The sequence below is a fragment of the Acidimicrobiia bacterium genome (genome assembly GCA_040902765.1).
Taxonomy (GTDB): domain Bacteria; phylum Actinomycetota; class Acidimicrobiia; order Spongiisociales; family UBA11373; genus DATKBG01.
On record JBBDWO010000031.1, the window covers coordinates 26698 to 53267 of the forward strand.

At 64.1% G+C, this 26570-nt stretch carries 34 protein-coding genes and 1 pseudogene; 24 read left to right on the forward strand and 11 right to left on the reverse strand.

The window, feature by feature from the left end; translation table 11 throughout:
- From WEA29_09645 to WEA29_09660, 4 genes are all read left to right on the forward strand, one after another.
- On the forward strand, positions 1 to 287 hold a 287-nt coding region (locus WEA29_09645), incomplete at its 5' end, for an LPXTG cell wall anchor domain-containing protein (protein MEX2324017.1).
- Between the two features lie 463 nt (positions 288 to 750).
- On the forward strand, positions 751 to 972 hold the full coding sequence (locus WEA29_09650) for a hypothetical protein (GenBank protein MEX2324018.1): 222 nt from the start codon (positions 751 to 753) through the stop codon (positions 970 to 972).
- Positions 973 to 1008: 36 nt separating this feature from the next.
- Positions 1009 to 1173, forward strand: a complete 165-nt coding sequence (locus WEA29_09655; GenBank protein MEX2324019.1) for a hypothetical protein — start codon at positions 1009 to 1011, stop codon at positions 1171 to 1173.
- A 181-nt stretch (positions 1174 to 1354) separates the two neighbouring features.
- Positions 1355 to 1576 carry an SHOCT domain-containing protein gene (locus WEA29_09660; protein MEX2324020.1) on the forward strand — a complete coding sequence of 74 codons (222 nt, stop codon included), beginning with the start codon at positions 1355 to 1357 and terminating at the stop codon, positions 1574 to 1576.
- Between the two features lie 326 nt (positions 1577 to 1902).
- Here the strand turns inward: WEA29_09660 and WEA29_09665 are convergent, their stop codons facing one another.
- The 3 genes from WEA29_09665 to WEA29_09675 are packed head-to-tail and all read right to left on the reverse strand — an operon-like array spanning position 1903 to position 4360.
- On the reverse strand, positions 1903 to 2646 hold the full coding sequence (locus tag WEA29_09665; protein MEX2324021.1) for an amino acid ABC transporter ATP-binding protein: 744 nt from the start codon (positions 2644 to 2646) through the stop codon (positions 1903 to 1905).
- On the reverse strand, positions 2646 to 3518 hold the full coding sequence (locus WEA29_09670) for an ABC transporter permease subunit (GenBank protein MEX2324022.1): 873 nt from the start codon (positions 3516 to 3518) through the stop codon (positions 2646 to 2648). Before WEA29_09670 ends, WEA29_09665 begins: the two co-directional genes overlap by 1 nt.
- Positions 3515 to 4360: an ABC transporter substrate-binding protein gene (locus WEA29_09675; protein ID MEX2324023.1), complete on the reverse strand. Its 846-nt coding sequence runs from the start codon at positions 4358 to 4360 to the stop codon at positions 3515 to 3517. Before WEA29_09675 ends, WEA29_09670 begins: the two co-directional genes overlap by 4 nt.
- A gap of 244 nt (positions 4361 to 4604) precedes the next feature.
- Here WEA29_09675 and WEA29_09680 point away from each other — a divergent pair, with 244 nt between their 5' ends.
- The 12 genes from WEA29_09680 (at position 4605) to WEA29_09735 (ending at position 11368) form a co-directional block, all read left to right on the forward strand.
- Positions 4605 to 4760, forward strand: coding sequence for a hypothetical protein (locus WEA29_09680; GenBank protein MEX2324024.1), 156 nt, complete (start codon positions 4605 to 4607; stop codon positions 4758 to 4760).
- Between the two features lie 94 nt (positions 4761 to 4854).
- The gene (locus tag WEA29_09685; GenBank protein MEX2324025.1) at positions 4855 to 5007 is read left to right on the forward strand and encodes a hypothetical protein; all 153 of its coding nucleotides are present in this window, start codon (positions 4855 to 4857) and stop codon (positions 5005 to 5007) included.
- Between the two features lie 83 nt (positions 5008 to 5090).
- The gene (locus WEA29_09690) at positions 5091 to 5687 is read left to right on the forward strand and encodes a type IV toxin-antitoxin system AbiEi family antitoxin domain-containing protein (GenBank protein ID MEX2324026.1); all 597 of its coding nucleotides are present in this window, start codon (positions 5091 to 5093) and stop codon (positions 5685 to 5687) included.
- On the forward strand, positions 5684 to 6625 hold the full coding sequence (locus WEA29_09695; GenBank protein ID MEX2324027.1) for a nucleotidyl transferase AbiEii/AbiGii toxin family protein: 942 nt from the start codon (positions 5684 to 5686) through the stop codon (positions 6623 to 6625). Before WEA29_09690 ends, WEA29_09695 begins: the two co-directional genes overlap by 4 nt.
- 740 nt (positions 6626 to 7365) lie before the next feature.
- Positions 7366 to 7860, forward strand: coding sequence for a plastocyanin/azurin family copper-binding protein (locus WEA29_09700; GenBank protein MEX2324028.1), 495 nt, complete (start codon positions 7366 to 7368; stop codon positions 7858 to 7860).
- Complete coding sequence (locus WEA29_09705; protein ID MEX2324029.1) at positions 7857 to 8282, forward strand: cytochrome c; 426 nt, start codon at positions 7857 to 7859, stop codon at positions 8280 to 8282. Before WEA29_09700 ends, WEA29_09705 begins: the two co-directional genes overlap by 4 nt.
- A 109-nt stretch (positions 8283 to 8391) precedes the next feature.
- Entirely contained in the window at positions 8392 to 8613 is a 222-nt protein-coding gene (locus WEA29_09710; GenBank protein MEX2324030.1) for an SHOCT domain-containing protein, read from the forward strand.
- Positions 8614 to 8630: 17 nt separating this feature from the next.
- On the forward strand, positions 8631 to 8939 hold the full coding sequence (locus WEA29_09715) for a metal-sensing transcriptional repressor (protein MEX2324031.1): 309 nt from the start codon (positions 8631 to 8633) through the stop codon (positions 8937 to 8939).
- A 281-nt stretch (positions 8940 to 9220) separates the two neighbouring features.
- Positions 9221 to 10144 (forward strand): cytochrome c biogenesis protein CcdA, encoded by a 924-nt coding sequence (locus WEA29_09720; GenBank protein ID MEX2324032.1) that lies wholly within the window; start codon positions 9221 to 9223, stop codon positions 10142 to 10144.
- A complete protein-coding gene (locus WEA29_09725; protein MEX2324033.1) occupies positions 10110 to 10700 on the forward strand; it encodes a redoxin domain-containing protein in 591 nt (196 codons plus the stop codon). Before WEA29_09720 ends, WEA29_09725 begins: the two co-directional genes overlap by 35 nt.
- Entirely contained in the window at positions 10697 to 11071 is a 375-nt protein-coding gene (locus WEA29_09730; GenBank protein MEX2324034.1) for a hypothetical protein, read from the forward strand. The genes WEA29_09725 and WEA29_09730 overlap by 4 nt, the downstream gene beginning before the upstream one ends.
- Before the next feature lie 96 nt (positions 11072 to 11167).
- Positions 11168 to 11368, forward strand: a complete 201-nt coding sequence (locus WEA29_09735) for a hypothetical protein (GenBank protein ID MEX2324035.1) — start codon at positions 11168 to 11170, stop codon at positions 11366 to 11368.
- A 143-nt stretch (positions 11369 to 11511) separates the two neighbouring features.
- Here the strand turns inward: WEA29_09735 and WEA29_09740 are convergent, their stop codons facing one another.
- The gene (locus WEA29_09740; protein MEX2324036.1) at positions 11512 to 11973 is read right to left on the reverse strand and encodes a heavy metal-responsive transcriptional regulator; all 462 of its coding nucleotides are present in this window, start codon (positions 11971 to 11973) and stop codon (positions 11512 to 11514) included.
- 467 nt (positions 11974 to 12440) lie between these two features.
- Here WEA29_09740 and WEA29_09745 point away from each other — a divergent pair, with 467 nt between their 5' ends.
- From WEA29_09745 to WEA29_09770, 6 genes and pseudogenes are all read left to right on the forward strand, one after another.
- Positions 12441 to 14306, forward strand: a complete 1866-nt coding sequence (locus WEA29_09745) for a copper-translocating P-type ATPase (protein MEX2324037.1) — start codon at positions 12441 to 12443, stop codon at positions 14304 to 14306.
- The gene (locus WEA29_09750) at positions 14306 to 14677 is read left to right on the forward strand and encodes a cupredoxin domain-containing protein (protein MEX2324038.1); all 372 of its coding nucleotides are present in this window, start codon (positions 14306 to 14308) and stop codon (positions 14675 to 14677) included. Before WEA29_09745 ends, WEA29_09750 begins: the two co-directional genes overlap by 1 nt.
- Positions 14674 to 14916 carry a hypothetical protein gene (locus WEA29_09755; protein MEX2324039.1) on the forward strand — a complete coding sequence of 81 codons (243 nt, stop codon included), beginning with the start codon at positions 14674 to 14676 and terminating at the stop codon, positions 14914 to 14916. Before WEA29_09750 ends, WEA29_09755 begins: the two co-directional genes overlap by 4 nt.
- A gap of 227 nt (positions 14917 to 15143) precedes the next feature.
- Positions 15144 to 15395: pseudogene (locus tag WEA29_09760) on the forward strand (ATP-binding cassette domain-containing protein).
- Positions 15396 to 15402: 7 nt separating this feature from the next.
- A complete protein-coding gene (locus WEA29_09765) occupies positions 15403 to 16092 on the forward strand; it encodes a hypothetical protein (protein MEX2324040.1) in 690 nt (229 codons plus the stop codon).
- 12 nt (positions 16093 to 16104) lie between these two features.
- Entirely contained in the window at positions 16105 to 16704 is a 600-nt protein-coding gene (locus tag WEA29_09770; GenBank protein ID MEX2324041.1) for a hypothetical protein, read from the forward strand.
- Between the two features lie 51 nt (positions 16705 to 16755).
- Here the strand turns inward: WEA29_09770 and WEA29_09775 are convergent, their stop codons facing one another.
- Positions 16756 to 17091 carry a DUF5661 family protein gene (locus WEA29_09775; GenBank protein MEX2324042.1) on the reverse strand — a complete coding sequence of 112 codons (336 nt, stop codon included), beginning with the start codon at positions 17089 to 17091 and terminating at the stop codon, positions 16756 to 16758.
- Positions 17092 to 17363: 272 nt separating this feature from the next.
- Positions 17364 to 18383 carry a decarboxylating 6-phosphogluconate dehydrogenase gene (gene gnd, locus WEA29_09780; GenBank protein ID MEX2324043.1) on the reverse strand — a complete coding sequence of 340 codons (1020 nt, stop codon included), beginning with the start codon at positions 18381 to 18383 and terminating at the stop codon, positions 17364 to 17366.
- 380 nt (positions 18384 to 18763) lie between these two features.
- Between gnd and WEA29_09785 the strand changes: the two genes are divergently transcribed.
- Positions 18764 to 19888, forward strand: coding sequence for an NAD(P)-dependent oxidoreductase (locus WEA29_09785; GenBank protein MEX2324044.1), 1125 nt, complete (start codon positions 18764 to 18766; stop codon positions 19886 to 19888).
- Between the two features lie 67 nt (positions 19889 to 19955).
- Positions 19956 to 21251, forward strand: coding sequence for a vitamin K epoxide reductase family protein (locus WEA29_09790; GenBank protein ID MEX2324045.1), 1296 nt, complete (start codon positions 19956 to 19958; stop codon positions 21249 to 21251).
- A gap of 397 nt (positions 21252 to 21648) precedes the next feature.
- On the opposite strand, the gene WEA29_09795 is transcribed toward WEA29_09790, so the two are convergent.
- The 5 genes from WEA29_09795 to WEA29_09815 all read right to left on the reverse strand — a co-directional run bounded on the left by WEA29_09795 (position 21649) and on the right by WEA29_09815 (position 26523).
- Positions 21649 to 21873 carry a hypothetical protein gene (locus WEA29_09795; GenBank protein MEX2324046.1) on the reverse strand — a complete coding sequence of 75 codons (225 nt, stop codon included), beginning with the start codon at positions 21871 to 21873 and terminating at the stop codon, positions 21649 to 21651.
- 9 nt (positions 21874 to 21882) lie between these two features.
- Positions 21883 to 22191 carry a hypothetical protein gene (locus tag WEA29_09800; protein ID MEX2324047.1) on the reverse strand — a complete coding sequence of 103 codons (309 nt, stop codon included), beginning with the start codon at positions 22189 to 22191 and terminating at the stop codon, positions 21883 to 21885.
- A complete protein-coding gene (locus WEA29_09805; protein MEX2324048.1) occupies positions 22182 to 23789 on the reverse strand; it encodes a hypothetical protein in 1608 nt (535 codons plus the stop codon). Before WEA29_09805 ends, WEA29_09800 begins: the two co-directional genes overlap by 10 nt.
- A 692-nt stretch (positions 23790 to 24481) precedes the next feature.
- Complete coding sequence (locus tag WEA29_09810) at positions 24482 to 24730, reverse strand: DUF2188 domain-containing protein (protein MEX2324049.1); 249 nt, start codon at positions 24728 to 24730, stop codon at positions 24482 to 24484.
- 86 nt (positions 24731 to 24816) lie between these two features.
- Positions 24817 to 26523, reverse strand: a complete 1707-nt coding sequence (locus WEA29_09815) for a DUF262 domain-containing protein (protein ID MEX2324050.1) — start codon at positions 26521 to 26523, stop codon at positions 24817 to 24819.
- Positions 26524 to 26570 lie beyond the last annotated feature (47 nt).

Genomic DNA, 26570 nt, shown 5'->3' on the forward strand with positions numbered 1-26570 from the left:
GCCGGGCGCTCGCCCAAACGGGGGCGGTGACCCTGGACGACAACGACATCTTCGTGCCCGGCTGCGATCTGACCTTGGGTGGCGGCACCACGACCACGACGGTGGTCGGTGGCACTACGACCACGACGGTGGTCGGTGGCACTACGACCACGACGGTGGTCGGCTACGACATCCCCGACACCGGAGCAGGACAGGTGTTGCCGGTCCTCATCGGTGGCCTGGCGCTGCTGGTTGCGGGAGGCGGGACGATCGTCGTCGCCAAGCGCAGGCGGGCCGACCTCCGATAGACCCGCCCGACGAGTCGGCGTGACGCCGCCCCAGAGGTCGACCTCGACTCTCACTGTCTGGCCGTGCGCCAGCCCCTCAGACCGTATATCGGCTAGATGCCCCGACGAGCCGAGCGCGCCTCTGCGGTGCAGGAGCTCTGGCCGATGATCTCGGGCTTCCACCTCGCTTCTCTCGTAGCGTGCGGCAAGGGGCCGGGCGCGGGGGATCCTCGATGGGGTTCACAGGGTCGAAGGCTATTTCCGTGGGGGCCGGTCACGTGCACGAGATGTACCGAAGCTCCAAGGTTTCGAGATGGAGCGACCCGGGTATACAACTCCTTGCCCCCGAATGAGGAGTAACCCATGTACATAGGACTTGGCACCGTGATTCTGATCATCATCATCTTCCTTCTCGTCAGGTGAGAGGCGACGGGTCCAGGAGGTCGCCGCGGGCGACGCGCTGACCCAAACGAAAGGAGCACCCATGGCAGCAGAGAAGACCCTTTACGAAAGGCTGGGCGGCGTTTTTGCTATCGCCGCGGTGATCGACCACTTCAGCGATGAGATCGTCAAGAATCCCATTGTTGGCCAGGCCTCAAAGAACCCCGCCCTACGGGAGTGGCACACCAACCAGCTGGGCCGGCTGCCGGGCTTGAAGTTCATGCGAACTCTGTGGGTTTGCAACGTCGCGGGCGGACCTTTCTAATATGCAGGCACGAACCCAGGGTTGACGCCTCTCGGCTTGGAAGAAGCACATCGCGAGTTACGCATCTCTCCTGAGGAATTCGATGAGGTAGCGGCCGAGCTCGAGCGCACCCTCGACTTCGTCGGCGTGCCCCAGCAGGAGAAGGAGGAGGTTCTGGGTGCCTTCGCGGCGCACAAGAGCGAGGTGACTGAGGGATCCTAAGCCAGGTAGGACTTTTGATCTTCGAGGTTGGATGCGCCGGCACGAGCAGCCCGATCGCTTGAGTACAAAGTTCTCCGCCTCCCACGCCTCGCGCGAGTTACTCGTGACCTGGATCGAAGGGGCCTTTCGGCCCTACCTACCCCTCCCGGGGTGGGGTTGACTGGGCGGTGAGGTGAATCACATGTGGTATTGGCACGGTATGGGTCCCTGGGGGTGGCTGATGATGGTCGCCTTCTGGGCGGTGGTTGTCTACCTAATCGTCTGGGTGGTCCGCTCAAAGGCGACGCTTGGGCAGCAGGACGCGGACACTCCGCTTCGACTACTCGATGAACGGTTCGCCCGGGGGGAGATCGACCGGGAGGACTACGAGGAGCGCCGCCAGGTTCTCGAGAGCCGCCGTTGAGGAGCGGCTACAAAGGCTGTTGAGAATACTCACCGGCGTCCGTGACACCCACGGCAGACATGAGGACGATCTTTCACCGCACTTAGGCGCCGCGGAACGCATGATCGGCTTGAACCATGTCCGCTGATCCGCCCGAGCGACCAGCAAGAAGACCGGGCGCAAGGCGGTACTCGCGAAGACGGGGCCTATCCGCCGGGTTGTCGTGTGCACACACCACCTCGAAGCGCCCATGGGCGCCGGATGCTCGACCCGTCGCCACCGAGGGTAGCGGCCGGCGGCGGCGGTCGGCTTCGGCGAGCAGGCGATTGGCGCGCTCGTGCATGAGTTCAGAGCCGGCCGGCCTCGATGATCCTCTGGAGGAACTGACGGGTTCTGGGGTGGGTGGGATCGCCGAACACCTGAGACGGCGGCCCTGACTCGAGCACCCGGGCCTGGTCGAGGAAGTAGACCCGGTCGGCCACCTCCTTGGCGAACCCCATCTCATGGGTGACGATGAGCATGGTCATGCCACCGGCCTTGAGGTCGCGGATGACCGAGAGCACCCCACCCACCAGCTCGGGGTCGAGGGCAGCGGTGATCTCGTCGAGGAGGAGGACGTCAGGGTCGGTGACCATCGCCCGGACGATGGCCGCCCGCTGTTGTTGGCCCGCGGAGAGCTTCTCCGGGTAGGACTCGGCGAACTCGCCCATCCCGAGACGGTCGAGCAGCCGGCGGGCCCGGTCCTCGGCCTCGTCCCTGCGTAAGTCGTGGACCCGACGCGGTGCCAGGGTCACGTTGTCGAGCACCGTCATGTGGGGGAACAGGTTGTAGGACTGGAAGACGATCCCGATCCGTCTCGGGATCACGGTCCCCTTCAGGTTTTCGTCGTTGATGGAGACCCCGTCGAGGAGGACGCGGCCGTAGTCGAAGGAGACGAGACGGTTGATGCAGCGCAGCAGGGTCGACTTGCCCGAACCAGAGGGCCCGATGAGCGCCACCACCTCGTGCTCGTCGACCCCGAGGTCGATCCCGTGCAGGACCAGCTTCTCCCCGTAGTACTTGGTCAGATCCTCGACCTCGATTCGTCTCATCAGATCGTCCTCTGGAGACGGCGCTTCTGGTCACGACTGGTGTACCAGTCGGCGAACCGGGCCATGGGCACGCTGGCGAGGAGAAAGAGGATGGCCGCCCCGGTCAGGCTGGAGAAGTTGAAGGTCTGGGCGGTGTAGATCCGTGCTTCGCGCACGGCTTCACGGACCCCGATGATGCTGAGCAGGGCGACATCCTTCTGCAGCGCCACCGCCAGGTTGAGCAGGGCGGGTGTGACGTTGCGCACCGCCTGGGGGAGGATGGCGAAGCGGAGGGTTTCCCATTGGGAGAGCCCCAGTGCCTTGGCCGCGGCCCGCTGCGAATCGTGCACCGCCTCCATCCCCGAGCGGTATACCTCGGCGGTGTAGGCGCTGTAGGAGGCGACCAAGGCCACCGAGCCCCAGAACAGGTTGCTGCGGGGAAGACCGGGGAGCTGCAGGGCGGGCACCCCGAGGCCGAGTAGCAGCACCATCAGCAGGGCGGGAAGACCTCGGAGGAGGTCGACGTAGATGATGGCCGCCACTCGGAAGGGGGCGAATACCGGTCCGGTCAGGGATCGGAGTACCGCGACCACCAGTGAGACCACCACGATGATCACCCCGCTCACCACCCACACCCGCATGTTGATCCAGAACCCCCGCAGGACCTGGGGGAACGACGCCTGGATGTGGTCCCACGAGAAGAAGGAGTTTCGGAACGCCGGCCAGTACTGGGACGATGTGATCCACCAGGCGGCGAGACCGAAGACGATCCCAGTGCTGATGATGCTCACCAGCACCGGCGTCCAGCGTTCCCGGGCGCTCACCCGCTGGTGCGCCGGCGGCGGTGGTGGATGTGGTGGTGGATCGGGCACGACGTGCCCGACGTGGGTCACTCGCTCAGTCTTGGGATCTCGCCCTCACCGCTGGTCAGCCATCGGGTGGCGAGGGCGGCCAGCTCGCCGCGGGCGTCCAACGCCGCGAGGGCTTGATCGACGCAGGTCACGAACCCGCTGCCCTTCTCGAAGAGCATCCCAAGCCCTTCCCCGCCCCCGGAGTTCGGGAGTATCCCAGCGATCATGGCGTCGGGGACCTGGACTGCGGTGGCGAACAGGGCGGTGGGTAGCCCGACCACGGTGGCCTCGATCTGTCTGCCTTCCATCGCCAGGAACACATCGGAGAGCTCGTCGAAGACGGCGACATCGGTGGCCCCGATCACGTCTTCGATGTAGGCGAGGTCGGTGGTGCCGATCATCGCCCCGTACCGGAGGCCCTGGATGTCGGCCAGGCTCTGGGCGTCGGCCCCGGGGCTGTCGGGGAAGGTGACCAGGACCTTCTCCTCGCTGTAGTAAGGAGTCGAGAAGTCGACCACCTCACGACGGTCCTCGGTGATCGAGTACTGCTGGATGTTGAAGTCATAGTCCTTCGCCCCGGGAGCGATGGCCCCCTCCCAGCTGGTGCGAACCCAGACCACGTCCCCGGCGTCGAAGCCGAGCTCGTCGGCCACTGCATAGACGACGGAGTTCTCGAATCCCTCACCACCGGCGGGGTTGTCGTCGAGCATCCATGGCGGGAACACGGGGTCGCCGGTGGCGACGGTCAGCTTGCCGGCCTCGAACAGCGCCGGGTGCCCCGGGCCACACTCTCCTTCGCCGTTCGACGGCGTCCCTTCGTCGTCCCCGCAGGCAGCCAAGATCATGGCAAGCGATGCGGTCAGGGCGAGCAGCCTTCTCAACATGGCGCATTCCTCCTGTTGGGGGACCACCTCCGGTCGCACGGGAGACTATACCCGGCACCGTCCTGCCGCCGCGAGGATGGAAGCTCGATGGAGCCTGGCCCCAGACGCGAGAGGCCCCGGTCAGAAATCCCTCTGACCAGGGCCCTACTCGTTCGTTCGTTGGTAGCGGGGGCGGGATTTGAACCCGCGACCTTCGGGTTATGAGGCCCGATTGAGAGGGTACGGCCGGCCAGGAGAAATCCGCATGGAGCGGCTCGGCCACAGCACCATCCAGGTCACCCTTGGCACCTACGGGCACCTGTTTCCGAGTCTCGAAGCTGCCCTTACCGACGCTCTCGACGAGGTCTACCGGGCCGCCGAGCCAGCTCGCCCGGCGGACATCCGGAAGATCGAAGGGTGAGAGCAGCTGTGGCCGGACCGTACGATGGAGATACCCGGGGGATGGTGAGGTGACGGCTTCCCTTCGAGCACACGCTGAGGCCCTAGCTGGTTACTTGAACGACGCGGTCCTCGACTACGACGAGGTTAAACGAGCGCCGACATCCTTCCTCGGTATCACCCTGGTCGAGGATCCGGTCTCGGACAGCACCTACACCTACTACGAGTTGTTCTCGAAGACTGACAAGACCCGCGAGGCCGACGACTGACCGGCGGACCGCCAAGGTTAGCCGTGTTACGAATCCTCGGCATTTCCTCTAGAATTGCCGAGGTATAGGAACTGAGCAGTGGGATGACTAGGTCGGAACAAGTACTCGAGCTGGCGCGAGCGACGGGCGTGGTTCGCCCCCGCGATCTCGCCGCGCATGGGATTCCCCGCATCTATCTGACCCGGCTGGTACGTCAGGGTCTGCTTGAGCGGGTAGGCAGGGGCCTCTACACCCTCCCGGACGCCGAGGTGAGCGAGCACCGTTCGCTGGTTGAGGCCTCCAAGCAGGTCCCTCATGGGGTGGTATGCCTGCTCTCGTCCCTCCGCTTCCACGAGCTCACCACGCAGAATCCCTTCGAGGTGTGGATGGCCGTCCACCACAAGGCTTGGCCCCCCCGATCCGACGGACCACCGCTGCGGATCGTGCGTATGTCGGGTGCCGCCTTTGACAGTGGTGTCGAGACCCACCAGATCGAGGGAGTCACCGTCCGCGTGTACGGACCGGCTAAGACCGTGGCCGACTGCTTCAAGTTCCGCAGCAAGGTCGGCCTCGACGTAGCCCTGGAGGCGCTGCGGGACTACCGGCGGGCCTATCCCGCCGGCACCGACGAGCTGTGGCGGTACGCGAAGGTGTGCCGGGTCTCCGGGGTGATCCGTCCCTACCTGGAGGGCCTCGGGTGAACAGAAAGGAGCCGAAGGACCTGGCGGCCTCGATCCGCCAGCGGCTGCTCAACCTGGCCCGGGAAAGGGGCGAGGACTTCGAGCTGGTGCTTATCCACTACGCGGTGGAGCGGTTCCTCTACCGGCTGAGCCGCTCCCTTATCGCCGACCGTTTCGTCCTCAAGGGCGCCATGTTGTTCTCCACCTGGGTCGAGGTACCACGGCGGCCCACCCGTGATCTCGACCTCCTCGGTTTCGGCGATGACGCCGTCGTCTCCGTGGAGAGATCGGTGGCCCAGATCGTACGTACCGAGGTCGAGCCCGACGGCCTCGAGTTCGACGAAGGCTCCATTCGCGGAGAGGAGATCCGAGAGGGACAGGAGTACGCAGGGGTGCGGGTTCGGCTTCGGGCCAGTCTGGCCGGTGCCCGCATCCCCCTCCAGGTCGACGTGGCCTTCGGCGACGTGGTCAGCCCCGAACCTCGGACCGTCGAGTACCCAACCCTGCTCGCCCTAGCGGCTCCCCGGCTGCGCGCCTATCCGCCCGAGCCGGTGGTCGCCGAGAAGTTCCAGGCCCTCGTGGCCCTCGGGATGGCCAACACCCGAATGAAGGACTTCTACGACCTGTGGCTCCTCGCCGAGCGGATGCGCTTCGACGGTCCACCGCTCAGGCAAGCCATGGAGGCCACCTTCCGACAGCGTGACACACCGGTGCCGTTGGACCCACCGGTCGCCCTGACAGCCGAGTTCCATGACGACGCCTCCAAGCAGCAGCAATGGGCGGCGTTTCTCACCAGGAGCGACCTCCAGGCGCCCGCGCTGCCAGCGGTCATCGAGCGCGTGCGCACCTTCCTGCTCCCTCCCGCCGCGTCGATCGCCCGTGGCGAGTCGTTCGACGAGATCTGGCAGCCGGCAGGCGCGTGGGGATCTCGGCGAGAAATCTCGTCCAAACACGACTGAGCGAGGATCGAATGGAGGAGTCGACTCAGCCCTCCGGCGGGCCGTTCCGTGATCGGCGTGTGCGATGGACGTGCGATGGAGGCCTAAGAAGCCGGGTTGAGGGGAGAGCCCGCTCAGCGGAAAACCCTTGCGATGCAAGGGTTTTCCGGTGGTAGCGGGGGCGGGATTTGAACCCGCGACCTTCGGGTTATGAGCCCGGAGGCGGTGTTCAGGTGGGTGGTGCGGATTTCGGGTAGGCCCGCATTCATGCGGGTTCAGAGAGTTTCGATGCCTGTGAGTTCACGGTGCGTGGAAGCTCTTCCATCTCGTTCGTTTGACGCAGGTTTGACACCGGGCCGCTGACGACTCCACGCGCGCGCCCCGTGTCACCTTGGTATGTTCTGGCCGTGGTGGAACACATCGCGATCCGTAAGGAGCAGTTCGTAGCCGGCGGTCGGCAAGGGCCGGAGATGGGTGTGCTCGTGCAGACGCATCCGCAGGTCGCGCCCACACCTCGGCGATCATGGAGCGATCGGGCCTGTGTCTTCGTGGCCGCGGTCGCCACCCTCGGACTGGCGTCGATCAGGCGACTGCAATGCGCGGAAATTGTCGCCAATCTCGTCTATCGGCCCCGACAGTTCACTCGCACGCAGCCCCTGATAACGTCCGGGCCTCCACTCCGCTACAGGTTGTGTGTGCTCAGACTTTGAGCCGACCCGCTCATCGTTCGCACACCACCAACCACTTGAGAGGAAACCAAAATGACGAGACTTCTGACGCGGGCCGCCGCCCCAACCCTGATACTCGCCCTCGCCCTGACCGTCGCAGCATGCGGACAGGAGACCGGCGATACCACCACTCCGGAGCCGACCGGGTCTGAGTTCGCGTTCGGCTCGCCCGCCAACGCGGCCGACGCCGACCGAGTGATCGAGATCCGGACAAGCGATGATCTGAGGTTCGAGCCGGCGGACATAACCGTTGCGCCCGGCGAGACCGTCACCTTCCGGCTCACCAACGACGGAGCTGTGGACCATGACTTCACGCTCGGTGACCAGGCCACACAAGACCGACACGAAGCCGAGATGTCTGAGATGGCAGGAATGGCCCACGATGAGCCGAATGTGGCCACGATCCCCGCAGGCGAGACGGTCGAACTCACCTGGACCTTCGGCGTAGGGGGCACCGTCCTCATCGGCTGTCACCAACCTGGCCACTATGCCGCGGGAATGACCGGCCGGATCACCGTCGAGGGATGAACAGGCTCATGGTGGTGGCGGCGGTTCTCGCCGCCACCAGCATCATTGGATGCGCCTCTGATACCGAGACAGTGTCAGGGGAGGTCGTCCAACGCGGGGGTCAGCTGTATCAAGCCAACTGCGCGTCATGTCATGGAGCCGACCTGGCCGGAGCGCCAGACTGGAAGAGCCCTAGCGAAGACGGCTCCTATCCAGCCCCGCCCCAGGACTCCTCTGGGCACACCTGGCACCACTCAGACCACGTGCTGATCGAGATCATCCGCGACGGCTCCGACTTCCCCAAGTCGCGGATGCCCGCCTTCGGAGACCGTCTCACCGACGAGGACATCGAAGCGATCCTCGAGTTCATCAAACGCAGCTGGGGACCCCAGGAGAAGGCATATCAAAGCCAGATCACCGAACAGGAGGGCGCGAAGCCATAGTCGTGGCCTCCCTGCCTCATGCGGGTCACGTTGACCTGGGTACGAAGAGGCCCTTCGGCCCTACCGACCCCTCCCGGGGTGGGGTTGACTGGGCGTGGAGGTGAATCACATGCGGTATTGGCACGGTATGGGTCCCGGGGCGTGGCTGATGATGGTCGCCTTCTGGGCGCTGGTTGCCTACCTGATCGTCTGGGCGGTCCGCTCAACGGCGACGGCAGGGCAGCAGGATGCGGTCACCCCGCTTCGACTACTCGATGAACGGCTCGTCCGGGGGGAGATCGACCGGGAGGACTACGAGGAGCGCCACCAGGTTCTCGAGAGCCGCCGTTGAGAGCGGCTACGAAGGCTGTGGGGTTCAGACTTCGCTCCGCTCGTGACCATCTCGACGGGGTGATGCATATGGTGGAGGACGACCGTTACTGCGTCGATGTCCTCCATCAGCTGTTCGCGGTGCAGGGTGTTTTGGATCGCGTCCGCCGTGACATTCTGGAGGCGCATCTGCGGGGATGCGTTCCGGAGGCGGCCGCCGAGGAGCGCGTCCACGACGTTGTAGATGAGTTGCTGGCGGCGGCATTCGGCGCGACTTCCGGTTCGACAGCTGATCACCACCGTCAGCACAGCGGGGAATTTCCATCAGTGGCTGCGGCGGGTTATTGAGATGCGACCGCCAATCGGTGTGTTGGTGGTCATCAGCCCTAGCTGTCACTTCTGCGACGACGCCCTCAGGTTGCTGGACGAGTTGGCTGAGAGCAGTCCACTGCAGATAGAGACGGTCCCTCTGACCTCGGAACGGGGTCGATCGCTCCTGGTCCGTCACCGGGTCCCCTTTCCGCCGATCGTCTTGGTCGACGGCGAGTTCTTCGGCTACGGGCGGATCTCCCGTCGAAAACTAGAAGCACACCTAGTGAGCGTTATGACAAGCGCGCGGGCCGACTGAGATGGAGGGACTGTTCCTGGGCGGTTCGCTGCTGGCAGCCTTCATAGCCGGATCAGTGGCGCTCTTCGCTCCCTGCTGCATCGTGGTCATGTTCCCCTCTTTTCTGGCGGCGTCGGTGCGGAATCACCGCTGGCGACTGGTTCCATTGGCGTTCGTTTTTGCCGCCGGAGTAGCCACAGTGATGCTCCCGGTGACCCTGGGGTTGAGCCTGCTCACCGAGAGCCTCCTCCGCTTCCACACTGTGGTCTATGGCGTCGGGGCACTCCTCCTATTCGGTCTCGCCGTGATCTCCCTGGGGGGCGGAACCTGGTCGCTGCCCTTCCTGCGCAGTTCACCTGACATCTCCCGGACCGACTCCGCCGGGGTTTACGCCCTCGGAGTGTTTTCGGGCGCGGCCAGCGCCTGCTGTGCCCCGGTTCTGGCCGGGGTGCTGACCCTGTCGGCGGTGTCACCCGGTCTGCTATCCGCTGTCGGCATCAGCCTGGCCTACGTATTCGGCATGGTCTTCCCCCTGGTGATCATGACGCTGCTCTGGGATCGGCTGGGCCCCGAGCGCGCCACCTTCGGGAGCAGACAGGTCTCGTTCCTAGTCGGTCCATTCAGGGTGTCGACTACGACCGCAGGGTTGGTGGCATCGGTCATGTTCCTGGTCATGGGGGTAGTACTTGCAGTAGTCGCGGTCACCGGGTCCTCGCTGTCACCGGCGGTCCTCGCCTCCCTTGGAACCCGGATCGAAGGTCTCCTGACGCCCATCCTCAACGGGTTGTCATGGATTCCCGACGCGGTCATCGGCCTGCTGCTCATTCTCGTCGCCGCCGGCGCCATATGGATATCCGCCAGACCGCGCAATCGAAGTCGAGAGCCACAAGAACACGAAGAACGGAGTTGCCATGAACACCGCCAAGACGCCACCCCGGTCGGCTAAGCGTCCTCCGGTACCAAAGACCTCGCTATGGCGTTGGATCGGGTTCATCGCCATCCCCTCGGCCCTGGCCATCCTGGTGGCGGTCGCCACCGTCTCCGAGACGAATGACACTGGCCCGAAGGAGGCGATCCAGTTCGAGCTTCCCACCACCGACGGCAACACCGTCGCGTTGAACGAGATCCTCGCCGAAGGGGACACCCTCCTCTACTTCTCTATGGGTGTGGGCTGCGATGGCTGTTTCGCCCAGATCCCGGAGATCGAAACCGCCCTCGCCGAACGCGGGCTGAACCTGCTGTCCATCATGGTCGATCCCGCCCCGCTGGTCGCCGCCGAGGCGGCCCGTTTCGGCATCGAAACCCCGATCCTCATCGACGACGGCGCCCAAGTGTCCCGGGATTACGGAATGGTCGGGATCTACGGCCACGCCGACCGGCCCAGCCATAGTTTCTCCCTGGTCCGCCGAGACGGGACCATTGGGTGGGTGCGCCACTACGCCGAGATGTTCGTACCGGCAGATGCCCTGCTCGCCGAGCTGGACGCCGCACTCGGGTCGTGAGCTCCACTCTTTCTCCCGGCAAGCTCCGACTGATCAATGTGCTTCGTCACGGTGTTTCCGTGGCATGGGGTGCGGTGACCGGTGTGGCTCCCCACGTGCTCCATCACGTCGGCCCACTGGCCGGCGCCGCGCTTCTCGCCGGAGCCACCGGTCGGATCCTCTTCTTCCTTCTCGGGCTGCTGGCAGCGACCCCGATGCTCATCCGCCTCTACCGTCGGTTTCGTACCTGGGTGGCACCCGCCGTCGCCGTGGTCATATTCGCCGTCGCCTACACGCTGTCCTCCCTCCTCCTGGGGCCATGGCTCACCGGAGGGGCCAATGCTGCGGACGAGTTCGGAGTGACAACGACGACCGACCCGCACGGTCATTGACCGCATCCGCTTGAGTCTGGCCGGGGCCAGATTCCACCGCTTGACATTCCAGTCGCATGGAAGGTCTACGTTCGTAGTGGCAGCAAGGAGGCCAGCATGGCGATCTTCAAGATCATCGGAGCCGCCTGGGTACTCATCGCCACAATGGTGACAGTGGCGATCGTCGCGGACACCCCGCCCCAGGCTTCGGTTCTACCCTCGCCACGAACGGCGGTTGTGACCGACCTCGGGGCATCTGAGATGCTGGAGAGCGACATGCGGATGCTGGGCAGATGCGGACCGCGGTTTCTCCGTTGATGAACGGCATGATCGCAGCAGACCCGATGTGGTCGGATCCCGACATGATCCGCGCTCAGGAGCAGTATCAGGCTCAGATGGACCGGATGGTTGGCAGACCCTGAACACACCACAGGGCCGCCGACCGTCACCCCGGCGGTGGGTTAGTGGTGGTGGCCAGAGGGAGCGGTATGCAGGTGGCGCAGGCCGCGATCCGAGTTGACGTTCGTTCCCTGGGTGATGGTCTGACATCGGTTGGGGTTGCGGCACTGGGTGGGGTCGAGGCTCCGGGCCTGTTGGGTGAGCTTGGCCAGCTTCTCACGTGTGGCACCCAGACTGCGGATGTGCTGGTCGAGCGCTGCCAAGTGCCGATCGAGCAGATCGATGACGTGGTGGCAGGTGGCCTCACCCTGGCTGCGGAGGTCGAGGACGGAAGAAATCTCGGTGAGTGTCAGCCCCGTGGCTTGGGCGTCCCGAATGAAGGCGAGCCGATCCACCGTCTCCTCCGGGAAGTTGCGGTAGTCATTGGCCTCCCGGTCCGGCTCGGGCAGGACGCCGATCGATTCGTAGTAGCGGATGGTCTTGGTGGGCACACCGGTACGGCGGGCAAGTTCTCCGATTCTCATAAGTCCATTATCCCCTATTGACATTCCAGTCGACTGTATGGCTTAGGTTTGTGGGTATGGAACCATCGCATGAGTCAGGTCTCACGGATCCGGTATGTGGGATGACGGTTGGACCCGGGGCGTTGAGGCTCGACGAATACCCCGATGTGGGTTTCTGTTCGGAGCATTGCCGCCGCAGTTTCCTCACCGATCCTGCAAGTGTTGGCTCCGCTGGCGGGCACAACCCCGACGACCATGCCCGGCCTGACGTGGGAGACAGTCGGGTGGGGCCAGCCGTGGCCCCTTCGGAGGAGTCGGAAGCCTCAGACTCCGAGCAAGACGGCCGGCAGCGGCTGTATCGGAGCCTGCTGCGAAAGTTCTGGTTCGCCACGGTGGTGTCGTTGCCGGTGATCTACTTCTCCTACCCGGAGCTCTTCCCTGGGGTGCCGGAGAAAGGGTCGACGGCGCTGAATCTGATCTGGGGTGGCATGGCGTTGGTCACGCTGGCGGTGATGGTCTATTCCGGTTCGCAGTTCTTCAGCGGCGCCTGGGCGGCGTTCAAGCACCGATCGGCGAATATGTACACGCTGATCGCCCTCGGGATCTCCGCCGCCTGGCTGTATTCGACTGTGGCGTTGCTGTTCCCCGGATTCTTCCCCGAGGAACAGCTTCGGGATGTCTTCTTCGATGTGACCGCGGTGGTGACAGCTCTGGTCGTGTTGGGCTCGGCTCTGGAGATCCGGGCCCGGGCCCGCACCTCAGAGGCCCTGAAGAAGCTGATCGGCCTCCAGGCAAGAACCGCCCGGGTAATCCGTGACGGCTCAGAGGTGGAGATACCGATAGAGGCGGTAGCCGTCGACGACATCGTCGTGGTCCGTCCCGGTGAGAAGATCCCCGTCGACGGGGTGATCATCTCCGGAGTGTCGGCCGTCGACGAGTCGATGGTCACCGGCGAGTCCATCCCTTCGGAGAAGACCGAGGGCGATACGGTCATCGGCGCCACCATCAACAAGACCGGTTCGTTCCGGTTACGGACCACCCGAGTTGGTCGGGACACCATGCTGGCTCAGATCATCCAGATGGTCCGCGACGCTCAAGGGTCGAAGGCGCCGATTCAGCGGACGGTGGACAAGGTGGCTGGCTACTTCGTTCCGGCGGTGATGATCGTGGGGATCCTGACCTTTATGGCCTGGTTTACGTTCGGTCCGGCTCCCGCACTGGTCTATGCGGTGATCACCGCGGTGACGGTGCTGGTCATCGCCTGCCCGTGCGCCCTGGGCCTGGCCACACCCACTTCGCTGATGGTGGGGATCGGGAAGGGCGCTGAGAACGGCATCTTGATCAAGTCAGGCGATGCCCTGGAGACCGCCCATCGGGTCGACACCGTGGTGTTGGACAAGACCGGCACCATCACCAGAGGCGAACCGGCCCTCACCGATCTGGTCGTCTTCAATGGCTTCGACGAGAATCGGATATTGGCTTTCGCCGCCTCGGCAGAAGTCGGCTCGGAGCACCCATTGGGTGAGGCCATCGTCGCCGGCGCTCGGTTCCGGAACGTTGAGGTGGTCGAGGCAGCCGACTTCGATGCGGTACCAGGTCACGGCATCGAAGCGACGGTGGGCGGAAGGCATGTGGTGTTGGGCAACCTCAAGTTCATGGCCGACCGCGGTGTCGCCGCCGGGGCTGCCGAGGAAACGCTGGGGCAGCTCGCTGACGAAGGCAAGACCGCCGTGGTGGTCGGTGTCGACGGGGAGTTGGCAGGTGTCATCGCCGTTGCCGACACTGTCAAGGAAGACTCCGTGGCAGCGATACGCCGGCTCCACGACCTCGGTCTCGAGGTGGTGATGCTCACCGGTGACAACCAGCGCACCGCCGCCACCATCGCCCGTCTGGTCGGTGTCGACCGGGTGTTGGCGGAGGTTCTCCCCGAGGACAAGGCGACACAGGTCAAACTGCTCCAGGCCGAAGGCAAGACTGTGGCTATGGTCGGCGACGGGATCAACGACGCTCCCGCCCTCGCTCAGGCGGATGTGGGCATGGCCATGGGCACAGGCACCGACGTTGCCATGGAGTCCGGGGACGTCACCCTGGTGAAGGGAAGCCTGGGCGGGATCGTCACCGCCATTGAGCTCTCCAAGGCCACCATCAGAAACGTCCATCAGAACCTCGTGGGCGCCTTCGCCTACAACACGCTCGGCGTTCCCATCGCCGCCGGTGTCTTCTACCCGCTCTTCGGGATTTTGCTCAGCCCGCTGCTGGCCGGCGCGGCGATGGCGTTCTCCTCCGTGACCGTGGTGTCCAACGCCAACCGGCTTCGCCGTTGGCGGCCCTCCATTCAGCAAGGAGCGAGCTGATGACGGTGCTCATCGTTGATCTTGCGGGGCTGGGTTTCATCGCCCTGATCATCTGGTACTTCTGGCTATCCAAGCCCCAAGGCTCACTAGCTGTCATCGGCGCAGGTGGCGTCCAGGAGGCGTTCATCGTGGTCAAGGGCGGATACAGCCCGGACACCATCAGGGTCGAAGCAGGGCAACCGGTCAAATTGGTCTTCAACCGCCAAGAGGCAGACCCATGCTCGGGAAAGGTCGTCTTCGACGCATTTGGCGTCTCCGCCGACCTCCCCGAAGGCGAGAACGTCTCCATCGAGTTCACGCCCTCGGAGCCCGGCGAATACGAGTTCGCCTGCCAGATGGGCATGCTCCGCGGCAGGGTGGTCGCCTCATGACCCCCGGCTCACATAACAGTCGCTTCGGCCCGGTGATGTGGGGAGTCATCGCCATCGCCGTGATGATCCTCGCGGTGGTCGCGGTCTACCAACAACTCGACTCTCGAGTCGTCGGCTATGCCGTCGGCGCACTCGTACTTGTCTGTCTCGCCGTCTGCGGCGCCACCTTCTGGCTCGACACCGGCTCCGTACGGACCACCAAACGGTCCGTTGACCAACTCCGCAGGTCCAACCACTAGACGTCGAAGGCCCTCTAGGCCTGCACCTCCTCCCTGCCCAGTCATATCGGGACCTTCGACCCTATTGACCTTCCAGCCGTCTGGAATGCGTACGTTGGAGTGAGAGCAGATGCCAAGACAGGGTTCGAATGATGGAGACGGATACCCCCCGGAACGCGCAAGATGACGATCGACTCTCCGACCAGTCGCTGGTCGCCACGGGGATAGCCAAGACCTACACGCGGGGAATGTGGCCACGTCGACGGTCGCTCGAGGTTCTCCGTGGAGCAGATGTGGTGCTCCGACCCGGTGAGATCGTGGGCCTGGTCGGCGAGAACGGGTCGGGCAAGTCGACTCTGATGAAGATCCTCGTCGGGAGCATCGACCGCGATGGTGGCACCATCGTCAGGTCGGGCTCAGTCGGCTACTGCCCACAGGACCCCATCCTCTACGAGCGGCTGACCTGCGACGAGCACTTTGGGCTCTTCGGCATGGCCTACGGGAAGGGTGCTCCTGGTCGGGCTGCCCCTGTTCTTCATCACCCTCTCCATAGCGGTTACTCCAGACGACCCCGCACCGGTCGAGCTGGTCGTAAACGGGCAGAGCAGCATCTCTATCCTCTCTACGACCGATGTCCACGGGGCGATCATGGTTGCTATCACCGTCGCGTTTCTCGCCGGGCTCGCCGGGCTTTTCGTCGTGCTCGGCTCCGTCGAAGGAGACCGCCGCCTCGTCCTCGCCGGGTTCAAGCCACGCGAGGTGCTCGTATCCCGGCTTGGCGTCATCACTCTCGCCGCGGTACTGGTCAGTGCCGTCTCTCTCGCCGTCACCGCGGCCAGCTTTCAACCGCGAGTTTGGGTCACCTTCGCCGGCGCCACCCTGGCGGTGGCGGTCACCTACGCCTTGATCGGAGTGGTCGTGGGCCCGCTCGTTGGACGACTCGGTGGCCTCTACCTGATGTTCCTACTCCCTTTCCTCGACGTGGGGTTGGCCCAGAACATCATGTTCGACGCCGCCCCACCATCGTGGGCGGCGTGGATGCCCGCCCACGGCGCAGTCCGGCTGCTCATCGACGGCGCCTTCACCCCCACGTTCGACGAGGCCGGCGGCCTCGTCCTCGCCCTGGGCTGGCTCCTCGGTCTCGCTGCCGCCGCAGCCGCCATCTTCCAGCGCACTTCGGCGCCGCGGAACGCATGATCGGCTACGACGATGTCTGCTGATCCCGCCCTCGCTCTCACGGTCGCCTACCTACGACTCAACGGCTACTTCCTCCTCACTGAACAAGAACTCCATATCCGAGAGCCGGTCGGATTCCGCGCCCTCACCGACATCGACATCATCGCTCTCCGCCCACCCACAGCACCCGGACCGGCGCACCATCGTCTCGGTCAAGAGGTCGAAGAGTGCCTAATCGTCACCGAAGTCGATCCCACTCTCGATGTCGACACCAGCCGATTTGACGTCATTGTCGGAGAAGTGAAGACCGCCGCAGCCGAGTTCAACCCTGCCATGCTCACACCCGGCGCCCTACATGCCGCCCTCCGCCGCACCGGCGACCTCCACGGCACGCCCCTTGACCAGGTCATCGACCAGCTGATCTCCGGCGGCTCAGCCACCACGCCAACTTCTCGCGTTCGGCTCGTGGTGTTCGCCGGACACGGACGTGTGGGACGTGCAACCACGATTCATCTCGGAGACGCTGCCCGATTCATCCGCAACCACCTCCGGACCTACCAGGACCTCTACCGCGTGACTCGGTTCTCCGACCCGGTGATTGCTCTCCTCGCACTCCTCGAGAAGGCCCCGTAGGAAGCCGCCTCTCAGTGGTTGCGGTTTGACGATGTCGATGGTGGCCGGGTGTCAGCCCACCTCGACGCCAGTGCCCGGTTCTGTCGTCCCAGGTAGCTTCGCTTTACGCTCCATGACTACAAGACGCTCGTAATAGTCGGGGAACTCTCGAAGGTGAGCCAGGGCAATCTTCGCTGTTATCACGGGGTCGTCACCACTCACATCGAGGTCGGGGAACCTGGTTCCGTGCTCCAACTCGACATTCATCCCGTCCCGAACATCCTCCAAGCCAAACCGCTCATCAGATATGTCAACACCGGCAGTCGTCAACGCTGCAGCGGCATCCTCAGCCGTGAACATCGCTCCTCCTATCTGGAGACGTCGCACGATTCGAACGAGGTCTTCCACCGCGGCCATTCTCCTCGCAGTTGCCCAGATTCGATCAGAGGCGAAGGTCACTGGTGTCAGGCCCATTTAGCGTTTCGGCACGAGCGCCTTAGCGGGGAGATTGACGGGGTGCCCGCACAAGCGAAGACCCCTTGCAGTGCAAGGGGTCTTCGGTGGTAGCGGGGGCGGGATTTGAACCCGCGACCTTCGGGGTATCAGCCCGACCCGAAGGAGGAGACCCTCTAGTCGGATGCTGTGGACCGTGCCCATCCGAGCGCTCCCCACCCACCGGGCTACCGGCCAGCCTCGAGATGTCCGCCAAAGCCGAAGCGCATCGCTGAGAGCACCTTGTCGGCGAAATCGGCCTCGCCCTGAGACGAGAAGCGGGCGTAGAGCGCCGCGGTCAGCACCGGAGACGGCGCCGAGACGTCGATGGCGGCGATACTCGTCCACCGTCCCTCCCCCGAATCGGAGACCCGGCCCTCGAAGTCGGCCAAATCGGGGCTCTGACCGAGGGCTTGAGCGGTGAGATCGAGCAGCCACGAGGTGATCACGCTGCCGCGCCGCCACACCTCGGTGACCGCTGGCAGGTCGAGCCGGTACTGGTAGAGCTCAGGGTCGCGAAGCGGCGACGTCTCGGCATCGACCTCGCGTTGCTCGAAGCCCGCCCCCGCATGATGGAGGATGTTGAGGCCCTCGGCGTAGGCAGCCATGAGACCGTACTCGATGCCGTTGTGGACCATCTTGACGAAGTGACCAGAGCCGGACGGCCCACAATGAAGGTACCCCTGCTCGGCTCGCGTCGGCGCGCCGGACCGGCCCTGTGTACGCGGAGCCGCCTCCACCCCGGGTGCCAACGCCAGGAACAGCGGGTCGAGGCGGTCGACGGCCGCACCCGGACCCCCGATCATCAGGCAGTAGCCGCGCTCGAGACCCCAGACTCCGCCGCTCGTGCCGCAGTCGAGGTAGTCGATTCGCCGGTTGGCCAGTTCCTTGGAGCGGCGAATGTCGTCGCGGTAATTGGAGTTGCCTCCATCGACGACCGTGTCGCCGGATGCCAACAGTGGGACCAGCTCCTCGAGGGTTGCATCGACGGACGCGGCGGGCACCATCAGCCAGACGGTCCGCGGCGCTGGGAGTTGCGCGACGAGATCCTCAAGCGAGCTGGCACCCGCGCTAATGGTTCCGTCGGCGACGAAGCCCTTGACCGTCTTGGCGGTGCGTGCGTAGCCGACCACCGTGTGTCCGCCACGCAGCCACCGCCTCGACATGTTGGCGCCCATCCTCCCGAGCCCGATCAGACCGAGCCGCATGACGCCTCGCCTTCTGCGACGCAGATACCGACCGAGGCGTCGCGAGCGACGTCGGGGGCTCGCTCGGTGCTGGCGATCCGACCGACGCAAGGTTTGTGTATCACGGGCGCCATTGGGGCAGTCCAGGTGCTGGGCAGCATGGGTTGTACCTCCTCTGCTCGATCGTGTGGCTCACGGTCACGGCACGTGTCCGCAGCCGGAACATCTTCTACGACTCGCTGGACATTTTCAATTCGGGCGTACTGGTGGTATCGCTGCGGTCCGACCCAGCTATCAAGACTCACTCGGGCGTCGCATGAAGGAGGCTCGACGTCGCGGTCGCGACGTCGAGTAGCCAGGTCGTTGGTGCCTTAGGATGACCGTGCCGCGGAAGGAATGTCATGACTGCAGATAGCGGCATCATCATCGTCACTGGCTCGAACGGTCGAATCGGGGATGCATTGATGCGGCGCTTCACCGACCGCTTCGATGAGGTGGTCGGCTTCGATCGCAGGGCGGACAACCCGCCCCCGCCGGGCTGTGTGGGCGTCCCCGTCGACATCACCTCAGACCAGAGCGTGCGGGAGGGGCTCGCCGCGATCCAACAGCACCACGGGAGCCACGTTGCGTCGTTGATCCATCTCGCCGCCCACTACGACTTCTTGGGGGAACCGAGCCTGCAGTACGAGGAGATTACCGTGCGTGGCACAGGCCGGCTGCTGCGCGGGATGCGCGAGCTCGACTTCCATGTCGAGCAGTTCATCTTCTCCAGCACGATGCTCATACACCGACCCACCACGCCCGGCCAGCTCATCAACGAGGATTCGCCGATCGACCCGGGCTGGGCATATCCGGAGTCGAAAGTGAAGACGGAGCAGGTGATCCACGACGGGCGCGGCGACATCCCGGCTGTGCTGCTGCGCATCTCTGGTGTCTATGACGACGGGTGTCACTCGATCCCGCTGGCCCAGCAGATTCAGCGCATCTATGAGCGCCGGTTCAGCAGCCACGTGTATGCGGGTACCACCGCCCACGGCGCGTCCTACCTACATATGGACGATCTGGTGGACGCCGTCGTTACGATCGTGGAACGGCGCGCGGCGTTGCCGCCGGAACTGGCGCTACTGCTCGGCGAGACGGAGACACTCAGCTACGACGAGCTCCAGCACACGCTCGCTGGCCTGCTTCACGACGAGGATCTGGAGACGATCCCGATCCCGATACAGCTGAAACCGCTGATCAAGATCGGCGCATGGCTGATGGCCCATATCCCCGGCCGAGAGCGGTGGATCCGACCGTGGATGATCGACCGCGCCGGCGACCATTACGCCCTCGACACCACCCGGGCACGCACGATGCTGGGATGGGAGCCGATTCGCTCGCTGCGCCCCACCCTCTCGGTGATGGTCGCCGCGCTCAAGGCGGACCCGCTGGGCTGGTACCGCGAGAATGACTTGGAGCCTTCCCGTTCCCTTCGCAAGTCCGCCAAGGATCACGGACGCCAGGCGCCGACCAGTGGAAGCTGACCCGGGCCATGGCCAGCACCCGGCCCAAGGCGAAGCCGTCGCCGAGTCCGAGGAGAGGTCCGGCGCGATGACGCCGCACGGGCAGGCTACGCCCTCGGCCCACTTCTTCGCCGCCATCATCTTGGGTGTCTGGCTGATCACAAGCCCCTTCGCTCTGGACTACGGCAGCAGTGCACTCACATGGAGTGATGTGATTAGCGGGGCCCTTGTGATCGGGTTCTCCACGGTGACACTCGTGCGCGGGTCGGTGTGGGCGCCATGGGCGAACTCGCTGGTCGGGGTATGGCTCCTTTTTGCCCCGCTCGTCTTCAAGGCGCCGACGGCGGCCGCCTACGCCAATGACACTCTTGCGGGGGCGCTCGTGATCGCCTTCGTCCTGCTCATGCCGGGGATGCCGGGCATGAGGATGCTTCCGGGCCCAGACGTGCCGCCCGGCTGGTCCTACAACCCCTCGACCTGGTCACAACGGGCACCCATCATCGCGCTCGCCGTGCTCGGCTTTTTCCTTTCCCGGCAGATGGCCGCCTACCAGCTCGGCTATACGAGCTCCGTTTGGGAGCCGTTCTTCGATCCCGGGACCAGAGCGGTCCTCGACTCGGATATCTCGCGTTCCTTCCCCATTTCTGACGCGGGACTCGGCGCGGTCCTCTACATGGTCGAGGCGCTGATGGGGTTCATGGGCGACAAGGCGCGCTGGCGGACCATGCCCTGGATGGTGGCCTTCTTCGGCATCCTCGTGGTGCCCCTCGGCATCGCCAGCATCACCCTCATCATCCTCCAGCCGGTGGCGGTCGGCGCCTGGTGCACGCCCTGCCTGATCGCCGCCCTGGCGATGCTGATCATGATCGCCTTCACCCTCGACGAGGTAGTCGCCATGGGCCAGTTTCTGGCCCAAACCCGGCGCGACGGCGAGTCGGTCTGGCGCATCTTCTGGATGGGCGGCCCACTCACCGAGACCGGCTCCGACCCCGGCGAGGTCCGCCCTGACGTGGTGAGCGCCGAGGCGATGAAGTGGGGGATAACGCTGCCCTGGAACCTGCTCGCCAGCGCGGCGGTGGGGTTGTGGCTGATGGCCTCGCCCGCGGTGTTTGGGACGATGGACAGGGCAGCAGACAGCGACAACATCGTCGGGGCACTAGTGGTGACCGTGGCGATGATCGCCCTGGCCGAGGTGGGCCGCGCTGCCCGCTTCCTCAACGTCGCCTTCGGCGCCTGGATCGTCGCCGCCCCCTGGCTGCTCGGAGGCGGTACGACAGCCTCCCGGTGGAACGACGTCGCCGCCGGCGCTCTGCTGATCCTGCTCAGCCTCCGGCGCGGACCTGTCGGAGAGCGCTATGGGAGTTGGCAACGTTTCATCCGTTGACACGAAACCACACCATCGCGGCAACCTGGCAGTGGCCGGGGTTCGACGATCGAGTCCAAGGCAAGGTCGAGCGGTTCAGCTCTGGGGTTCGAGTCCGGTGTTCAATGAGGCGCCTGACGTGCCGCTCGACCGGTTCGTACTCGTCTTCGTCACCAGGGTCAGGACGCTGACGGCGGTGGTGTGGGTCGGGTTGGGCCTGGCGGACGACGGCGGGTTGGTCGATCCACGATCTCTACGCAGCCTTCTACGTCAACGCCAACACCGGTCACTGTTTCCCTGCAAACCCCCCCGTGTCGCCAACCCGCCACCAGAGCGCAGGCACCCACCACGGATCAGCAGACTCCGAGGAGAGGGCAAGCCGACAAGTCAGGACCGCGACAGCCGCGTTGCTCGACTGCTAGTCGCGCTCTCTCTTAAGGAACACGAGATACTGGTGTCCCTTGAGTTTCGTCTTCTGAATCCCGCCGTAGACCGGGATGGTCTCGTACGAGATCATCTCCCAACCTGTCTGGCCGAGTGCCGAGAGTCGCTCCTCGAAGCGCTTGGTCTCTTCTGCGGAGCGTTGAGCGCCCCACCGGTCTGTAAGCGCCATTTCCTCGACCCGGTATTCCCAAGTCTTCATGCGGCCTCCTTAGTGTCGATACCGTCCACGCTTGACCTCCGTCGTCACATCTACCGACATCACCTCCCCTGTCGGACCCACGGTTACCCGGAAGTACTTCTTCGGGAAGATCTTGATCTCAACGATGGCTTCGTCAGCCGAGACCCGATTCACGACGCCGTTTCGATCTCCAAGCAGTGTTGCCGCGTGCTCGTCGAGTATCTGGCGCCGTTCATCCATCGACAGCTTCTGAGCCACGAGCGCGGCCCCACAGCGAGGGCAGGCCTCAGCCCTGGTCGAGACCTCTGCGCCGCACTCCTCACATGCAACTAGCGCCATCGTTGCTCCTCTCTCAGTACCGTCCATAGTCGTATTTGGACGCGAGCACCATGTCCCTCGAGTCGCCGTCGGGCCTGCTCCAGATGGGCCTCATATGGTGCCGACATGACCACGACAGGCGCTCCTGCGACGATTCTTCTCGCGCGACTGAAATCGCCGCCAAGCAGCTCCTGGACGTACCGCGCGACCTCGAAGGCTCGGTCACCGGCTCCTTCCAAGACGAGCGCGTAGTCCTGGTAAGGCTCGGCAGCCACCGCAGAACCTGCGAGTGGGTCCGAGAGCACGGCGCGGGCGGTCTCGCGAAGCCGATCCGCCGCCTGCCATTCTGGAGTGCTGGCACCTGACAGAGCATGCTCAGACCTAGGCCTGCCCTTGACCGACGCGAGTGTGAGACCACCGAGGACGACCGCGAGAAGAACGACCATCACGCCAGCGGAGCTCCCACCTGAGAAGGCCCGCCCAAGCAGACCGAGGCCGACCAGGGCTACTGCCCAGACCATCCACGGATCGATGTCGACCATTGAAAAGAGCGTCGACCGAGCGCTAGAGCGATCAGCGTCAACGGATCGGGCTATCGCCGCTTCCTGCGTCGCAGCCTGAGAATCCATGGCATTCGGCAGTCTTCCAAGTGCGTTCTGGAGCTCATCGGCAACGAGTTGGTTGCGCCCCATGACGGACAGAAGGTCGGCGTCTCCCTCGTCATGGGCGTCTGGTTGCGTGTGATGGGGCACGCCACCCGCCAAACGGAATGCCTCATCCCGGAGTCCTCGCATCTGATGCCTCACAGTTCGGGCTTCCTGGATAACGATGTCTACGGCCTCCGAGGGGTATTGGATCCGCGTCTCGTGCGCAAGCAGCCTGAGTACCAGGACCGGATCGAGGCGGAGGGCACCGACCATCGCACGTTGAGCTACTTCTGGTATGCCGCCAACGTCGGCTCGGATGGCGAGTTCGTACGTGGTCTCGACTCGCGACGGGTCGAGATCGTGAGCGCCCTTCGCCGCAATGAACGCGCCGTGGGTGTCCCCCATATCACCCAGGGTCCGAGCAATTCCGGCTAGCGAAGAAGCGCCCCATCGTCGAGACTCGACCTCGTCGCCCACGACCCTGAAACTAAGCAGGGCTGCAGCGTCCGCCTCCCCAAGCTCGAGGAGTTCGACCAGGTCATCTCGCCGCTCGTCGGTTAGGCCCGGAAGTAGGCGATCAGGGTACTGAGTGGGTTCGATCGATTCGGGGTGGGGGGTTAGCGCGACGAGCGCTGCGCTCCGGTACGAAGTCAGCGCGCTGTCGAGTTCCATACGAAGGAAGTAGATATGCCCCTGAAGGCACCAACTCTGATAGTCGAGGGGATTTTCATCGAGTACCTCGGTGAACAGGCTCAAGGCATCGTCGAACATGCCCTTGGCGTATGCCGCACCCGCAAGTTCCCGTCTGGCCCCTCCCTGAGTTGGGTCGTCGGCGATTCGGAACTCGTTGCTGTGCCCTTCTCTGAGAAGAGACCGCGACGCTTGGAGTAAATCGGCCGGCGAGTCCCGGAACGGTCGCCCATCGAGAACGGCGCAGTCGGAGGCCTCAATCAGCGCCGGATCGATCCGCAAATTCGTCGGCACAGTGCCAATCCCATCCGATTGCTAGCCCGAGTCGATGTTAGGGAATCCGTCTCGGTGGTGCCGAGGTATGTTTTCCACTCAAGGTCGAGGTGGCCTTTGGCGACGCGGGACCGGGAATCCTGTCACTGGCCGCCATGTACCGCGCGGATGAGAAGTACGAAGTCCTCCAGCAGGCGGATGGCCGAGTCTGGATACGGCTCATCGACGATCGCTCGGCGGGTGACGATGATAGGCACTGGGGCTAGACCCTAAGGCGCGAGTGGCGTCTGACACCCGTTTGACACCGCCCGCGACCCTCCACCAACGAGTAACCCCCAGGCCGATGACCTGGGGGTTCTCTTCGGAGCGGGGGCGGGATTTGAACCCGCGACCTTCGGGTTATGAGTTAGGCGAGCTGGTTCGGAAGGGTGCCGTGGGGTGCGCGGAGGTTCGAAATTCACTCGGAACTCGGACGTCGCGATGTTGGCGAGTCGGGTCCCGCACTGAGTGCTCATGGCTTGTTCGTTTGACACGGGTTTGACGCGCAGTCGGCGTTTCCAGTTGCGAACAGAGGTCTGTGCGACCAGCTGCAACGGCGGGGTGTCAGGCGACCGAACTGCGCCAGCGGAATTCCACGAGGCATCGCACTGGGCGAAACCTTGCGTGTGCCCGATGTGTCCGGCGTAGCAGCGAGCGCGTGATCAATGCCGGGTATCTCGGGGTGGAACGGGGTCGTTGCCGGGCACCACCGTGTCGCTGTCGCGGACCCGGCCGTCCCGGCCATGGATTCGGACTTCGCCACCCCCGGCGTTCCTGACTATGTCCTTTGCCCGCAGCTCGGCCTCGGACTGTGTGTCGTGATGGGAGCTCACGCGCTTAGCGTTTGGTGCCACGACGTCCCAACCGCCTTCAGGGTTCGGGACAACGTGCCGACGGTTCTTGGGGGACATTCTGATTGCCCTTCGGTTCGCTGGTCAACACTTGAGAAGCGCTCTACGTTGGCCCAAGTGTGCGCGGTCCGCTGAGAATACCGTCCTCAAACGGGCCAAGTCCTCACCGCGAGCTCGGCCAAGCGCTTCTGACGGGCCACTACGGACTCCGGGGTCCAGTCATCTTCACTGCCAGCATCCTGAGTGAGACGCATTGCCGATTCCACGAGGATCGGCTTCTTGACGCTGAACGGCTTGTTGCCGATCCGACCGTTGGGGCCCTTGCTCAATAGCGCTAGGTTGCCGATGCGGTGCAGGTGTGACCGCCACTGCTCCTCGGTGAACTGGGGCCAATCACTCTTCGATGGATTCCGTGGGAGGATGTGCTCGAGGTTGACTTCTGTTTCGTTCTCATTTGGCACAAGCTCCGGCTCGTCTTCTCCTCGTTCGGTACGTTCGAGAGCAGCCAAAATGTAGCGGGCGACTGTGCCCCGCGTTACGCGTGCCTGCTCGAAGCGCTCCCGAAACTCTGAATCGCCGTACACAATGCTTGACAGCTCCGAGGCGATATCACCCGCTGTCTTGACGTCTCCCGCTCTGACCTTCATCGCGGCATCGCAATAGAGACGCTCTGCGGTACCCCCGCCGATTCCGCCCACAATCAGCCCTCGAACCGACCACGCAACTAAGCCCTTGAGGGCGCTCTTGAGTTCCTGCTTCGTCAGGTGCTGCATGGCGGCGAGTAGCAAGGGTCGGTGCTGTTCCAGGTTGAGTCTGCTGAGTACATCAATGTTGGTTTTGACTTCCGGTGGAAAGTCTGACCAGTAGTCGTGGTCGCTATGGAGTATGGCCGCATAGAGCCGCGAGGCTTGCTTCAGTTCGAGGGCGAGGTCCACGGCGTGCGAGCTTGCGGTGACTCGATCCTTAATGCGTGCGTATAGCTCGCGCTCGCGGGTTGCGCCGTACTTTGATGACCAGAAGTGGCGAAGGAAGTCAGTGAAGAGCTGACTTCCGGCGGCTGAGATATCGAGGTATGCGAGGGCTGACGTCCACGCGCCTCGGACAACATCCAACTTCGCCTCGGACCGACGAAAGAGAAAGTTCTTGAGGAGGTCAGCGATGGTTAGGTCTGCTCCCCGATCGTTCAGTGTCTCAAAGATCAGGAAGGCATCAGCTTCGGTCGGCACGTCAACGACAATGATCCGCGCACGGTCCTCGAGATACTTGACCCACCTCGTCAGCTTCGTCTCCCACGGCACCGATGATCCTCCGACAGCGGAGCCGACATATCCCAGTAGGAGGTTGTATGCCCGAGCGATGAGGTCGTGGCTCTCGATCTGACTTGGGGTACTGATGTCGCCCTCGATGATGAACTGGCCAAAGAAGGGGTCGTCGTCGGCGTTGAGAGTCAGCTGCGGCAGGAAGGACGCGGTGGCGAGATCAGTTGATGCAAGGAACTTCTGCTGGATTGAGTCCGCTCTCGTCGTGTCTCCTTGACGCTTGAATACATCTCGTATGGCTGCAAGCAAAATGGCGGTGGTGGCAATGCGCTGCTGACCGTCAATGATGGTCGCGCGCTGTGAGTCCGCGGAGCCCTCCCGTGACACCACAACAGCGCCAAGGAAGTACTCCGTCTCATCGCCTTGGTCGAACGCCGCGCTGAGATCGTCCCAAAACTCTTGGACTTGATCTCGTTCCTTTGGGTCATCGCTGCCCCAGGCGTAGGACCGCTGGTGGATCGGGACAGCGAGGCGCCGGCTCGAGAGGGCGTGGGCAATCCCTACAGAGCTGAATCCGAACTTGGTCTCGCTCACACGCCACTCCGCTCTGGGTTCTAGAAGTGTGGCATAGCGTTGCGCTG

Excerpts from the sequence above, each read along its gene's own strand:
- WEA29_09650 (MEX2324018.1), top strand. The coding sequence starts at position 751 with ATGGCAGCAGAGAAGACCCTTTACGAAAGGCTGGGCGGCGTTTTTGCT.
- WEA29_09660 (MEX2324020.1), top strand. The coding sequence starts at position 1,355 with ATGTGGTATTGGCACGGTATGGGTCCCTGGGGGTGGCTGATGATGGTC.
- WEA29_09665 (MEX2324021.1), bottom strand. The coding sequence starts at position 2,646 with ATGAGACGAATCGAGGTCGAGGATCTGACCAAGTACTACGGGGAGAAG.
- WEA29_09675 (MEX2324023.1), bottom strand. The coding sequence starts at position 4,360 with ATGTTGAGAAGGCTGCTCGCCCTGACCGCATCGCTTGCCATGATCTTG.
- WEA29_09680 (MEX2324024.1), top strand. The coding sequence starts at position 4,605 with ATGGAGCGGCTCGGCCACAGCACCATCCAGGTCACCCTTGGCACCTAC.
- WEA29_09690 (MEX2324026.1), top strand. The coding sequence starts at position 5,091 with ATGACTAGGTCGGAACAAGTACTCGAGCTGGCGCGAGCGACGGGCGTG.
- WEA29_09700 (MEX2324028.1), top strand. The coding sequence starts at position 7,366 with ATGACGAGACTTCTGACGCGGGCCGCCGCCCCAACCCTGATACTCGCC.
- WEA29_09705 (MEX2324029.1), top strand. The coding sequence starts at position 7,857 with ATGAACAGGCTCATGGTGGTGGCGGCGGTTCTCGCCGCCACCAGCATC.
- WEA29_09710 (MEX2324030.1), top strand. The coding sequence starts at position 8,392 with ATGCGGTATTGGCACGGTATGGGTCCCGGGGCGTGGCTGATGATGGTC.
- WEA29_09720 (MEX2324032.1), top strand. The coding sequence starts at position 9,221 with ATGGAGGGACTGTTCCTGGGCGGTTCGCTGCTGGCAGCCTTCATAGCC.
- WEA29_09725 (MEX2324033.1), top strand. The coding sequence starts at position 10,110 with ATGAACACCGCCAAGACGCCACCCCGGTCGGCTAAGCGTCCTCCGGTA.
- WEA29_09735 (MEX2324035.1), top strand. The coding sequence starts at position 11,168 with ATGGCGATCTTCAAGATCATCGGAGCCGCCTGGGTACTCATCGCCACA.
- WEA29_09740 (MEX2324036.1), bottom strand. The coding sequence starts at position 11,973 with ATGAGAATCGGAGAACTTGCCCGCCGTACCGGTGTGCCCACCAAGACC.
- WEA29_09745 (MEX2324037.1), top strand. The coding sequence starts at position 12,441 with ATGGCGTTGGTCACGCTGGCGGTGATGGTCTATTCCGGTTCGCAGTTC.
- WEA29_09750 (MEX2324038.1), top strand. The coding sequence starts at position 14,306 with ATGACGGTGCTCATCGTTGATCTTGCGGGGCTGGGTTTCATCGCCCTG.
- WEA29_09755 (MEX2324039.1), top strand. The coding sequence starts at position 14,674 with ATGACCCCCGGCTCACATAACAGTCGCTTCGGCCCGGTGATGTGGGGA.
- WEA29_09770 (MEX2324041.1), top strand. The coding sequence starts at position 16,105 with ATGTCTGCTGATCCCGCCCTCGCTCTCACGGTCGCCTACCTACGACTC.
- gnd (MEX2324043.1), bottom strand. The coding sequence starts at position 18,383 with ATGCGGCTCGGTCTGATCGGGCTCGGGAGGATGGGCGCCAACATGTCG.
- WEA29_09785 (MEX2324044.1), top strand. The coding sequence starts at position 18,764 with ATGACTGCAGATAGCGGCATCATCATCGTCACTGGCTCGAACGGTCGA.
- WEA29_09790 (MEX2324045.1), top strand. The coding sequence starts at position 19,956 with ATGACGCCGCACGGGCAGGCTACGCCCTCGGCCCACTTCTTCGCCGCC.
- WEA29_09795 (MEX2324046.1), bottom strand. The coding sequence starts at position 21,873 with ATGAAGACTTGGGAATACCGGGTCGAGGAAATGGCGCTTACAGACCGG.
- WEA29_09800 (MEX2324047.1), bottom strand. The coding sequence starts at position 22,191 with ATGGCGCTAGTTGCATGTGAGGAGTGCGGCGCAGAGGTCTCGACCAGG.
- WEA29_09810 (MEX2324049.1), bottom strand. The coding sequence starts at position 24,730 with ATGTCCCCCAAGAACCGTCGGCACGTTGTCCCGAACCCTGAAGGCGGT.